The organism is Streptomyces sp. NBC_00310 (assembly GCF_036208085.1).
Classification (GTDB): Bacteria; Actinomycetota; Actinomycetes; order Streptomycetales; family Streptomycetaceae; genus Streptomyces.
In genome coordinates, this window is record NZ_CP130714.1 from 3201184 (window position 1) to 3213208 (window position 12025).

Sequence of the window (12025 nt, forward strand, 5' to 3'; positions counted from 1 at the left end):
AAACCATGGCGGTTTCCGTAACCCTTCCGGCGCTCGGCGAGAGCGTCACCGAGGGCACTGTCACCCGCTGGCTGAAGGCCGAGGGTGAGCGCGTAGAGGCCGACGAGCCGCTGCTCGAGGTCTCGACCGACAAGGTCGACACCGAGATCCCCTCCCCCGCCGCCGGCATCCTGGCGTCCATCAAGGTCGCCGAGGACGAGACCGTCGAGGTCGGCGCCGAGCTGGCGCTGATCGACGACGGCACGGGCGCGCCCGCCGCCGCCCCGGCCCCCGCCGCCGCCGAGGCTCCGGCTCCGGCCCCCGAGCCCGCCGCGGCCGCGCCCTCCACCGAGCAGGCCGCGCCCGCGCCGGCCCCGACCGCCGAGGCGGCCACCGGCGCCGGCTCCGCCGAGGGCACCGACGTGGTCCTCCCGGCGCTCGGCGAGTCCGTCACCGAGGGCACCGTCACCCGCTGGCTCAAGGAGGTCGGCGACTCCGTCGAGGCCGACGAGCCGCTGCTCGAGGTCTCCACGGACAAGGTCGACACCGAGATCCCGGCGCCCACCTCCGGTGTGCTCCTGGAGATCACGGTCGCCGAGGACGAGACCGCCGAGGTCGGCGCCAAGCTGGCCGTCATCGGCGCCCCGGGTGCCGCTCCGGCGGCTGCCCCGGCCCCTGCCGCCCCGGCTCCGGCGCCTGCCGCCTCTGCCCCGGCCGCCCCCGCGGCTCCGGCTCCGGCCCCCGCGCCGGCGGCCCCCGCCGCCCCGGCTCCGGCCCCCGCCGCCGCCGCTCCGGCCGCGCCGGCTCCCGCGCCCGCCCCGGTCACCCCGGCTCCGGCTCCCGCCGCTCCGGCGGCGTCCGCTGCCACCAAGGCGACCGACGAAGGCGCGTACGTCACCCCGCTGGTGCGCAAGCTCGCCGCCGAGAACGGTGTCGACCTGGGCGCCGTCAAGGGCACCGGCGTCGGCGGCCGTATCCGCAAGCAGGACGTCGTCGCCGCCGCCGAGGCCGCGAAGGCCGCCGCTGCCGCCCCGGCTCCGGCCGCGGCTGCTGTGACTGCCGGAGGCCATGCCGCCAAGAAGGCGCCGTCCCTGGAGGCCTCGCCCCTGCGTGGCCAGACCGTCAAGATGCCGCGCATCCGCAAGGTCATCGGCGACAACATGGTCAAGGCGCTGCACGAGCAGGCCCAGCTGTCGTCGGTCGTCGAGGTCGACGTCACCCGCCTGATGAAGCTGCGCGGCCGGGCCAAGGACTCGTTCGCGGCCCGCGAGGGCGTCAAGCTCTCCCCGATGCCGTTCTTCGTCAAGGCCGCGGCCCAGGCGCTGAAGGCGCACGCGCCCGTCAACGCCAGGATCAACGAGGCCGAGGGCACGATCACCTACTTCGACACCGAGAGCATCGGTATCGCGGTGGACTCCGAGAAGGGCCTGATGACCCCGGTCATCAAGCACGCCGGTGACCTCAACATCGCCGGTATCGCCAAGGCCACGGCGGAGCTCGCGGGCAAGGTCCGGGCCAACAAGATCACGCCCGACGAGCTGTCCGGCGCGACCTTCACGATCTCCAACACCGGTTCGCGCGGTGCGCTCTTCGACACGATCATCGTGCCGCCGGGCCAGGTCGCGATCCTCGGCATCGGTGCCACGGTCAAGCGCCCGGCGGTCATCGAGACCGAGGAGGGCACGGTCATCGGCATCCGCGACATGACCTACCTGACCCTCTCCTACGACCACCGTCTGGTCGACGGCGCCGACGCGGCCCGTTACCTGACGGCCGTCAAGGCGATCCTGGAGGCGGGCGAGTTCGAGGTCGAGCTCGGCCTGTGACGCCTCTGACCAGGGGCTTCTGAACAGAGGCCCCTGAGCGTGGTACGACGGTGCCCCGTCCGGAATCCTCCGGACGGGGCACCGGTGCGTTCCCGCGCCCCCGAGGAGTGCGCGGAATCTCCGCCGAGCCTGGCCGGTACGGGTCTTTACAAACCGGCCCTCCATGGGAACGTGTAAGTCTCGTCTCACCTGCGCGAAAGCGCCCCCGTGCGCCTCTCACCGCCGGGGTCGCGGCTTTATTGTCTAGAGGTCAACGCCCCTGGGGCTCTGTCCCCCGCCGAAGGAGCCCGCATGACCACCGCGCCCGTCGTCCACTCGCTGCGCGAACAGATCCGCGAGCACATCGTGGAGGGGATCGTGAGCGGGCGGTGGCAGCCGGGCGAGCGGATCGTGGAGCGGCGGATCGCGACGGAGCTGGAGGTCAGCCAGACGCCGGTGCGGGAGGCGCTGCGCGAGCTGGAGTCACTGCGGTTGATCGAATCCGCGCCGAACAAGGGCGTGCGGGTGCGGAATCTGACCGCCGCCGATCTGGAGGAGAGCTACCCGGTACGGGCGGGCCTGGAGGCGATCGCGGCGGAGCTGGCGGCGGAGCGGCTGGCCGAGGACTGCTCGGCACTGGAGCCGCATGTGGCCGCCCTGTACGAGGCGGACCGCAACGCCGACGGCACGTCCCAGGTGCGGCACACGGTGGCGTTCCACCGCGAGCTGGTGCGGGCGGCGGGCAACTCGGTGCTGCTGCACACCTGGGAGGGCCTGGGCATCGAGGTCTTCACCGCGCTGAGCATCCGCTGGCTGGGTACGGTCCAGCAGTCGTACGCCGAGGAGCACGAGGAGTTGGTGGCGGCGTTCCGTCGCCGCGACCCGCGGATCGCCGACCTGGTCAAGGCCCACGTCCTGGGCTGCGCCCCGCACACGGACGACGAGCCGGCGTAGCCATCGGGGGTAGCCATCGGGGGTGCGTTTTTCGGCTGCCGGTGAGTGGGGGCTGGTCGCGCAGTTCCCCGCGCCCCTTGGCGGCATGGGTCGCGCCCGGGGCTTTCAAGGGGCGCGGGGAACTGCGCGAGCAACCCCCACAACCCGCACCCGCCAACACACCCGCACACCCGAGCTCTTGGGCGAACCCTCACTCAAACGCCGCCCCACCTGCACAAACCCCGGCCCGCACGGCACCCGGTGTCGTCACCGAAGGCACCCCGTGCCGACTTTCTCGAGATCAAGAGATTTTGCCCGCGACCCTTTGATCGATCATCGATCAGCGGGTTACAGTCGCCGACGGGCCGCGCGACGGCGTCGCACATCGACACCGCACCGAAGCCCATCGCCCTGTCCTGCCAAAGACCAAGGGCAACCCCCGAACCCTTACCGATGAGGGAACCCCCTTCGACTGAGGAAGGCGGCGCAATGACCGACTCCCACGCCATCCAGCCGAGCGCGCTCGACCAGCTCCCCGACCGGGATCCGGAAGAGACCGCCGAATGGCAGGCCTCGCTGGACGCCGTCACCAAGGCGGCCGGGCCGCACCGCGCGGCGTACCTGATGCGCCGCACCCTGGAGCGCGCGGAGGGCAACGGCATCGCGCTGCCCAAGCTGCTCGAGACGGACTACGTCAACACCATCCCCACCACCGCCGAGCCGGGCGTGCCCGGTGACGAGGCGCTGGAGCGCCGTATCACCGCGTGGAACCGCTGGAACGCGGCCGCGATGGTCACCCGTGGCTCCAAATACGGCGTCGGCGGCCACATCGCCACCTTCGCCTCCGCGGCCTGGCTCTACGAGACGGGCTTCAACCACTTCTTCAAGGGCAAGGAGGCCGACGGCTCGGGCGACCAGCTCTACATCCAGGGCCACGCCTCCCCCGGCATCTACGCCCGCGCCTTCCTCGACGGCCGGCTGAACGAGCAGCAGCTCGACAACTTCCGCCGGGAGTCCGGCGGCGACGGCCTCCCGTCGTACCCGCACCCCCGCCGCCTCCCCTGGCTGTGGGAGTTCCCGACGGTGTCGATGGGTCTCGGCCCGCTGTCGGCGATCTACCAGGCGCGCTTCAACCGCTATCTCACCAGCCGTGGCATCAAGGACGTCTCGAACTCCCACGTCTGGGCGTTCCTCGGCGACGGCGAGATGGACGAGCCGGAGTCGACGGCGGCACTCGCCCTGGCCTCCCGTGAGGGTCTGGACAACCTCACCTTCGTCATCAACTGCAACCTGCAGCGCCTCGACGGCCCGGTCCGCGCGAACTTCAAGATCGTGCAGGAACTGGAGGCCCAGTTCCGCGGCGCCGGCTGGAACGTCGTCAAGTCGCTGTGGGGTTCCGCCTGGGACGAGCTGTTCCAGCTCGACACCACGGGCGCGCTCGTCCGCCGCCTGCGCGAGGTACCCGATGCGCAGGTGCAGACGTACCAGACCCGCGACGCCGCCTACATCCGCCAGGACTTCTTCGGCGCCGACCCGGCGCTCGTCGAGATGGCGAAGCTGCTGAGCGACGACAAGATCCTGGAGTGCTTCCACCTCTCCCGCGGTGGTCACGAGGCGCGCAAGGTCTACGCCGCCTACAAGGCCGCCGTCGAGTTCAAGGGCGCCCCGACCGTCATCCTGGCCCAGACCGTCAAGGGCTTCACGCTCGGCGAGGGCTTCGCGTCGAAGAACGCCAACCACCAGATGAAGAAGCTGTCGGTGGACGAGTTCAAGCAGATGCGTGACCTGCTCGAACTCCCCATCAAGGACAGCGACTTCGTCGACGGGGTCGTGCCCTACGGCCACCCGGGCGCCGACTCCGCCGAGGTCCGCTACCTCCAGGAGCGCCGCGCCGCCCTCGGCGGTCCCGCCCCGGCCCGCCGTACGCACGCGCTGGCCCCGCTGCCGGCCGCCGCCGACAAGACCTTCGCCGCCTTCGACAAGGGTTCCGGTTCGCAGAACGTGGCGACGACCATGGCCTTCGTCCGGCTGGTCAAGGACCTGGTCCGCGACAAGCAGACGGGCCGGCGCTGGGTGCCGATCGTCCCCGACGAGGCGCGCACCTTCGGCATGGAGTCGCTCTTCCCGTCCCTCGGGATCTACTCCCCCAAGGGGCAGACGTACGAGCCGGTCGACCGTGACCAGCTGATGTACTACAAGGAGGCCAAGGACGGCCAGATCCTCAACGAGGGGATCACCGAGGCCGGTTCCATGGCGGACTTCATCGCCGCGTCCACCGCGTACTCCACGCACGGTGAGGCGATGATCCCGTTCTACATCTTCTACTCGATGTTCGGCTGGCAGCGCACGGCCGACCAGATGTGGCAGCTCGGCGACCAGCTCGGCCGCGGCTTCCTGGTCGGCGCGACGGCCGGCCGTACGACCCTGACGGGCGAGGGCCTCCAGCACGCCGACGGTCACTCACCGGTCATCGCGGCGACGAACCCGGCGGCGCTGACGTACGACCCGGCGTTCGCGTACGAGGTCGCGGCGATCGTCAAGGACGGTCTGCGCCGGATGTACGGCGAGGCGGCCCCGGGCGAGGACCCGAACGTCTTCTACTACCTGACCGTCTACAACGAGCCGCTGCCGCAGCCCGCGAAGCCGGCGGTCGCGGGGGTGGACGAGGGCATCGTCAAGGGTCTGTACCGCTTCAACACGGCCGAGTCGGCGGGGCTGTCCCCGGTGGCGAACGCCCCGCGCATCCAGCTGCTCGGCTCCGGCACGGCGATCCACTGGGCCCTTCAGGCGCAGAAACTGCTCGCCGAGGAGTGGGGGGTGGCGGCGGACGTCTGGTCCGCGACCTCCTGGAGCGAGCTGCGCCGGGACGCGCTGGAGTCCGACGCCGCGCTGCTGCGCGGCGAGGAGCGGGTGCCCTTCGTCCGTCAGGCGCTCCAGGGGGCCGAGGGCCCGGTCCTGGCGGTCTCCGACTACATGCGCCAGGTCCCCGACCAGATCGCCCAGTGGGTCGAGCAGGACTACTCCTCCCTCGGTGCGGACGGCTTCGGCCTCTCCGACACCCGCGAGGCCGCCCGCCGCCACTTCGGCGTGGACGCCCAGTCCCTCGTCGTGGCCGCCCTGGCCCAGCTCGCCCGGCGCGGCGAGGTCAAGGCGACGGCGGTGAAGGAGGCCCGGGAGCAGTACGGGCTGTGACGCCGGTGGGGCGGTGGGGCGATGGGGACCTTTCCTCGCCCCGCCGCCCCTACCCGTTCCCCTCCCCAGGGGCTGTGCCCCTTCGCCCCCTCCGCGAGCAGGCCCCACCCACCCGCGGGCCAAATGCCACCGCACGGCCCGGCATCATGGCCGTATGCGTGCTGCTCGGCTGATCAAGATGGTCCTTCTCCTCCAGTCCCGGCCCTCCATGACCGCCGCCGAACTGGCCCGGGAGCTGGAGGTGTCGGAGCGGACGGTGACGCGGGACGCCCAGGCACTGTCGGAGGCGGGGGTGCCGGTGTACGCGGATCGGGGGCGGGCCGGGGGATATCGCCTGATCGGCGGGTACCGGACCCGGCTGACGGGGCTGGCCCGGAGCGAGGCCGAGGCGTTGTTCCTCAGCGGCGTGCCCGGGGCCCTGCGGGAGATGGGGTTGGAGGACGCGGCCTCCGCCGCCCGGCTGAAGGTCTCGGCCGCCCTGTTGCCCTCCCTGCGCGACGCCTCCCGTACGGCCTCGCAGCGGTTCCACCTCGACGCGCCGAGCTGGTTCGACGAGCCGAAGACTCCTGAGCTGCTGCCCGCCGTGGCGGACGCAGTGTGGGACGACCGCCGGATCGTCGCGCGCTACCGCAGGAGGGATACCGAAGTCGAGCGCGAGCTGGAGCCGTACGGTCTCGTCCTCAAGGCCGGCGTCTGGTACCTGTGCGCCCATGTCCCCTCCTCCTCCTCCGACGACGGCGGCGGCGGCAGCAGCGGCAGTGGCGGCGGCGGCTCCTTCCGGACCTACCGCATCGACCGTTTCCTCGCCGTCGACGCCGACGGCGACCGCTTCACCCGCGACGAGGAGTTCGACCTGCCGGCCTACTGGGACGAGCAGACAGAACGATTCGCCCGGTCGATCCTGCATGCCGAGGTCGTCGTACGGCTCTCGGCGGAGGGAGTGCGGAGACTGCCGCACGTCGTGGATCCCGTCTCCGCCCGGGACGCCCTGACGGCGGCGGTCGGCGCCCGCGACGGACACGGCCGGACCACCGTCACGCTCCGCGTCGAGTCGGAGGAGGTGGCGCACACCCAGCTCACGGCGCTGGGGGCGGAGGCCGAGGTACTGGCCCCCGAAGGGCTGCGGGAGCGCTTCGCGGCCGACGCACGCCGGCTCGCCGGGCTGTACGAGACCCCGTGAGGCCCCGCGGAGTGCCGAACCCGACATAACAATCCGCCGTTCTCCGCGTGCGTCCGGCCCGCCCAGGCCCGATGCTGGACCAGTGATGGACGAGACGGAGTTCTGGGAGTTGGTGGACACCGCCCGGGAGGACGCCGAGGGCGACCCCGAGGACCAGGCCGACCTGCTCGTGGAACGGCTCGGCCGGCTGGACCCGGAGGCCGTGCTGGACTTCGCCCGGCACTTCGAGTCCCGTTACAACCGCGCGTACACCTGGGACCTTTGGGGCGCCGCCTGGGTGCTGCTCGACGGTGCCAGCGACGACGCGTTCGACTACTTCCGGTGCTGGCTGATCGGCCAGGGCCGGGAGGTCTTCGAGGGCGCGGTGCACGAACCCGACTCGCTCGCCGAGCTGCTGGGCGACTTCGACGAGGAGATCGACGGGGACGGCGAGGAGCTGGGCTATGCCGCCGACGAGGCGTACGAGCAGCTCACCGGTGTGGTCGCCCCGGACCTCGGCATCCCGCCCGCGCCCGGCGAACCCGAGGGCGCCCCGCTCGACTTCGAGAACGAGTCCGCGCTCGCCGAGCGCTGCCCGAAGCTCTGGGAGCGTTTCAGGGCGTAGCGCTGTTCAGACGCCGTGGACGCCGCGGCTCGTCGTGCGCGGCAGGTAGGCGTACTGCTCGGCGGTGTACGGCTGGGCGTGGTGGCGGCCTTCCCCGCCCGGGGCCGGGTGCTCGGGGGCCGAGGCTCCGTGCAGGGGCGCGGAGTTGGCGCGCTCCAGGGCGGTCGCGGTGACGGCGGACGGGCCGAGCACGACGACGGCGGTCGCGCAGGCCACCGTCCAGGGGCTCCGCAGGGCCGAGGACCAGGACCTCTTCGGGTCGCGGGACGTGTTCTTCGTACGACTGCTGATCATTTTCCCCACCTCCGGTCGGCGTGACGACTACGAAGCTAGGGCGCGGATCTTGGAGAAGTCTGTGAGGCCGCGGCGCGCTGTCTGTGAACCTCATGAGATCCGTCTCGACGCGATGAGATCCGGCTCAACGCCGGCCCTGGAGGCGGGCCGCCAGCTCTCTGATCGCGGGCAGGCGTTCCGCGAGGGCCGCGCCCGGGCAACTGGTCATGAAGCCGTCGCTGTGGCCCGCGAGGGTCGGCAGCAGGGCGGTGGTGCCGGAGGCGTAGCGGCTGAGGCTGTTGCTGGAGGTGAGCTTGACGCTGCCGCGGGGGTCGGTGTCGGAGAGGCCGAGTTTCCAGGCGGCGAGGGCGGCGATCGCGTCGGTCATGGCCTGCGGCACGGGGACGCCGGCGGTGAAGGTGCCGAGGGCGGCGATGCCGGTGGTGCGGTGGTTGAAGCCCTGGGTGTGGGCGCCGGTGACGGGGCGGTCGATGCCGCCCGCGCGGCCCTCGTAGATGGTGCCGCAGCGGTCGACGAGGAAGTTGTAGCCGATGTCGTCCCAGTCCTTGGCGCCGGTCTGGCCGGCGTACAGGTGGCGGATGATGCGGGGCGCGTCTGCGCAGTCGTAGCCGTTCGGCGAGTCCGTGTGGTGGACGAAGACGGCGGCGACCTCGTCGTCGTAGCGGGCGGGCGGCTGGCTGGGCACGTCCTTCTCCAGCTCCAGCCAGCGGGCCCTGGGCACGATGGGCGGCCGGGGCGCCTGGTGCGGCGCGGGCCGGGCCGCGACCGGTCGGCCCGCGCGCTGCGCCGTACGGTCCACGCCGATCGCGCACAGCACCAGCGCGAGCACGGCCGCCAGCCCGGGCAGACAGGCCAGCAGCAGGAGGACGGGGCGCGGCGGGTCCACCCGCTCCCGGGCCCGACGCGCCCGCTCGCGGAACCGGCGCAGGTGCCCGCGGACCGGGTCCGGGGCGCGCGGGGTCCGTGTGCGGCGGCGCCACAGGCGCAGCCGCCGTATTCGCGCCCCCCGTGACGTCCGGAACACACGCATGGCCCCAGAGTCACCCGGATGCGTACCGGCCGCGATGTGGGCTGGGCCACCCGAGGGAAGCGGAAGGAACCAACGCCGTGGTCCGGGACGTTTTTACGGTTCCAGGCGGATGTGGCGCGGTGGTGGCCGGTTTCGCGCGCCATCGGCGTGCGGTGCGGGCGTAACTGATCACTGCGCCCGCCGCACGCGTACTACAGGGTCCCTGGAGAGAGGCGGCTGGAGTGGACGTGCTCGACATCCTGCTGATGCTGGTGATCCTGGCCTACGCGGCGTCGGGTTACCGGCGCGGCCTGGTCGCGGGATGTGTGTCCCTCGCCGGTTTCGTGGGCGGTGCGGCGACAGGTGTCTGGGTGCTGCCCTGGATGATGGAGCTGGTGGAGGCGGGCACCCCGGGGGCGACGGTCACGGCGGTGCTGACGGTGCTGGTGCCGGGAGTGATCGGGCATGAGCTGGCGGGCCGGCTGGCGCTGCGGCTGCGCCGGGAGATCGACCGCAGCCCGCTGCGGGTGGCCGACGGCATAGGCGGGGCGGCGGCCAACACGGTCGCCGTGCTGATCGTGGCGTGGGTGGCCGCGAGCGTCCTCGGGGCGTCCTCGTCCCCGGTGGTGACCAACTCGATCCGTAACTCCGCGCTGCTCGGCGCCGTGCAGAACACCATGCCGGACACCACCCCGGCCTGGTTCTCCGACGCCACCTCCGCGCTCACCGAGGCGGGTTTCCCGCAGGTCTTCAACCCGTTCGAGAACGAGGCGACGGCGGAGGTGGCCAAGCCGTCCGGCGACAGCGTCACCGCTGCGGCGACCGGCGCCGCCAAGCGCAGCACGGTGAAGATCGAGGGCGTCGCGGGCACCCAGGGCCGCGAGGGCAGCGGCTTCGTGTACGCCACCGAGCATGTGATGACCAACGCCCATGTGGTGGCGGGCATCGACGACCCGAGCGTGCGCGTGGGCGGCGTGGGCAAGGCGTACGAGGCGAAGGTCGTGCTCTTCGACCCCGACAAGGACGTGGCGGTCCTGTACGTCCCGGGTCTCGAGGCCCCGCTGCTGCGCCTCGACGACGGCGCCGAGCGCGGTGACGCGGCGGTCGTGGCCGGCTATCCGGAGGACGGCGGCCTGGACCTCCAGGCGGCCACGGTCGCCAGCCGTATCGACGCGACCGGCCGGAACATCTACAACACCGACTCGGTGACCCGCGACATCTACTCCATCCGCTCCACCGTCCGCCCCGGCAACTCCGGCGGCCCTCTCCTCACCACCGAGGGCCAGGTCTTCGGCGTCGTCTTCGCCCGCTCGACCTCGGACGCGGAGACGGGTTACGTCCTCACCGTGGACGAGGTGGCCTCCGACGCGGAGCGCGCGGCGAACGCGACGGCCGCGGTGGACACGGGCGAGCTCGTGACCTCGTAACCTCGCAGCTTCATGACCTTGTGGCCTTGTGGCCTTGTGGCCTTGTGAGCTACCCGGAGCCGTCGTCCTTCCTGGTCGTCAGAGCCGACGGCCCATCAACACGTCGTCCACGTACGCCCCGTCCAGCAGGAACTCCTCCGGGAGGATCCCCTCCACCACGAAGCCCTCGGACTCGTACAGCTTCCTGGCCGGGGTGTTGTGGCCGAGGACCCGCAGGGTGAGGCGGCGGGCGCCGCGGCGGCGTGCCTCGTCCTGCGCGGCGCGCAGCAGCGCCCGTGCGACGCCCGCCCCGCGCGCCCGGTCGGAGACGGCGAGGCCCTGGATCTGGCGGACGTGCGTGTGACAGGCGAGGGCGGAGGGCCGGGCGAGGCGCACGTACCCGACGACGGTGCCGCCGAGTTCGGCGACCAGGTGGTCGTGGGGGCCGTAACGCTCGTTGAAGAACGGCTCGTACGGCTGGGTGGGGCGTGCCTGGACGGAGTGCAGCGTGGACCAGGTGTCGCGGTCGAGACGGCCGAGCACGTCCTCGTCGTCCGAGGTCGCGACGCGTATGTACGGAACCGGCATGGCGGCCACTGTACGGCGGCGGCACGACGATCGGGGGGCGGGTCGCGGGCCCCCCGGGCCCGCTTTCCCGCCGTCCGCCGGGCAGGATGGGGGCATGACCGTTGAATCGCCCGTTGCGCCCGGTTCTCGTATCGCGATCGCCGGGGCGTCCGGCCTGATCGGTTCGGCGCTGGCCCGCTCCCTCACCGACGACGGCTACGAGGTGCTCCGGCTCGTGCGGCGGGCGCCCCGGGCGCGGGGCGAGGTGCGCTGGGACCCGGACGCGGGACGGGTCGACGTGGCGGGGCTCGCGGGGTGCGCGGCCGTCGTCAACCTCGCCGGCGCGGGGGTCGCGTCCCGCCGCTGGACGGAGGCGTACAAGGCGACGATCCGCGACAGCCGGGTGCTCGGCACCAGGACGCTCGCCGAGGCCGCCGCCTCCCTCGACACCCCGCCGAGCGTGTTCGTCAACGGCAGCGCGATCGGCTTCTACGGCTACACGGGCGACCGGGTCGTGGACGAGTCGGCGGAGCCGGGGTCGGAGTTCCTGTCCTCGTTGTGCGTGGAGTGGGAGGGGGCGACCGAGGCCGCGCGGGAGGCCGGGATCCGCACGGCGTTCGCCCGTACGGGGCTGGTGGTGGCGCGGGGCGGGGGTGCCTGGGGTCCGCTGTTCCCGCTGTTCAAGGCCGGGTTGGGCGGGCGGATGGGGAACGGCCGCCAGTACTGGAGCTTCATCTCCCTCCACGACGAGGTCGCGGCCCTGCGCCACCTTCTGTTCACGCCGTCGTTGTCCGGGCCGTTCAACCTTACGGCGCCCGCCCCGCTCACCAACCGCGAGATCACCGCGGCCATGGGCCGGGTGCTGCGCAGGCCCACCCTGTTCACCGTGCCCGCGCCCGCGCTGCGGCTCGCTCTCGGCGGGGTCGCGGGAGACGTCCTCGGCAGCACGCGGGCCGTCCCGACGCGCTTGCTGGAGTCGGGCTTCACGTTCACGTATCCGGAGATCGACGACGCGATCCGGGCGGCGGCGGGGCGTTGAGGGGGCGGCGGGACGTT

Annotated in this window: 10 protein-coding genes; 7 read left to right on the forward strand and 3 right to left on the reverse strand. The window is 72.4% G+C overall.

Annotated elements, in window-relative coordinates:
* Positions 1-5 precede the first annotated feature (5 nt).
* The 5 genes from sucB to OG202_RS14125 all read left to right on the forward strand — a co-directional run bounded on the left by sucB (position 6) and on the right by OG202_RS14125 (position 7693).
* Complete coding sequence (gene sucB / locus OG202_RS14105) at positions 6-1805, forward strand: 2-oxoglutarate dehydrogenase, E2 component, dihydrolipoamide succinyltransferase (RefSeq protein ID WP_328222821.1); 1800 nt, start codon at positions 6-8, stop codon at positions 1803-1805.
* A gap of 291 nt (positions 1806-2096) precedes the next feature.
* On the forward strand, positions 2097-2738 hold the full coding sequence (locus OG202_RS14110; RefSeq protein WP_326583356.1) for a GntR family transcriptional regulator: 642 nt from the start codon (positions 2097-2099) through the stop codon (positions 2736-2738).
* Positions 2739-3206: 468 nt separating this feature from the next.
* Positions 3207-5909: a pyruvate dehydrogenase (acetyl-transferring), homodimeric type gene (aceE, locus tag OG202_RS14115; RefSeq protein WP_328222822.1), complete on the forward strand. Its 2703-nt coding sequence runs from the start codon at positions 3207-3209 to the stop codon at positions 5907-5909.
* A gap of 154 nt (positions 5910-6063) precedes the next feature.
* A complete protein-coding gene (locus OG202_RS14120) occupies positions 6064-7089 on the forward strand; it encodes a helix-turn-helix transcriptional regulator (protein WP_328222823.1) in 1026 nt (341 codons plus the stop codon).
* Between the two features lie 82 nt (positions 7090-7171).
* Positions 7172-7693: a DUF4240 domain-containing protein gene (locus OG202_RS14125; RefSeq protein WP_326583353.1), complete on the forward strand. Its 522-nt coding sequence runs from the start codon at positions 7172-7174 to the stop codon at positions 7691-7693.
* Between the two features lie 6 nt (positions 7694-7699).
* Here OG202_RS14125 and OG202_RS14130 read toward each other — a convergent pair whose 3' ends face one another.
* Together OG202_RS14130 and OG202_RS14135 are read right to left on the reverse strand one after the other, a co-directional pair.
* Positions 7700-7987 (reverse strand): hypothetical protein, encoded by a 288-nt coding sequence (locus OG202_RS14130; protein WP_326583352.1) that lies wholly within the window; start codon positions 7985-7987, stop codon positions 7700-7702.
* 124 nt (positions 7988-8111) lie between these two features.
* Positions 8112-8849 carry a peptidoglycan recognition protein family protein gene (locus OG202_RS14135; protein ID WP_327732274.1) on the reverse strand — a complete coding sequence of 246 codons (738 nt, stop codon included), beginning with the start codon at positions 8847-8849 and terminating at the stop codon, positions 8112-8114.
* Positions 8850-9238: 389 nt separating this feature from the next.
* Here OG202_RS14135 and OG202_RS14140 point away from each other — a divergent pair, with 389 nt between their 5' ends.
* Positions 9239-10423 carry a MarP family serine protease gene (locus OG202_RS14140; RefSeq protein ID WP_327730114.1) on the forward strand — a complete coding sequence of 395 codons (1185 nt, stop codon included), beginning with the start codon at positions 9239-9241 and terminating at the stop codon, positions 10421-10423.
* Between the two features lie 78 nt (positions 10424-10501).
* Here the strand turns inward: OG202_RS14140 and OG202_RS14145 are convergent, their stop codons facing one another.
* On the reverse strand, positions 10502-10990 hold the full coding sequence (locus OG202_RS14145) for a GNAT family N-acetyltransferase (RefSeq protein ID WP_327730113.1): 489 nt from the start codon (positions 10988-10990) through the stop codon (positions 10502-10504).
* A 94-nt stretch (positions 10991-11084) separates the two neighbouring features.
* On the opposite strand from OG202_RS14145, the gene OG202_RS14150 reads away from it, so the two are divergent.
* A complete protein-coding gene (locus tag OG202_RS14150) occupies positions 11085-12008 on the forward strand; it encodes a TIGR01777 family oxidoreductase (RefSeq protein ID WP_327730112.1) in 924 nt (307 codons plus the stop codon).
* Positions 12009-12025 lie beyond the last annotated feature (17 nt).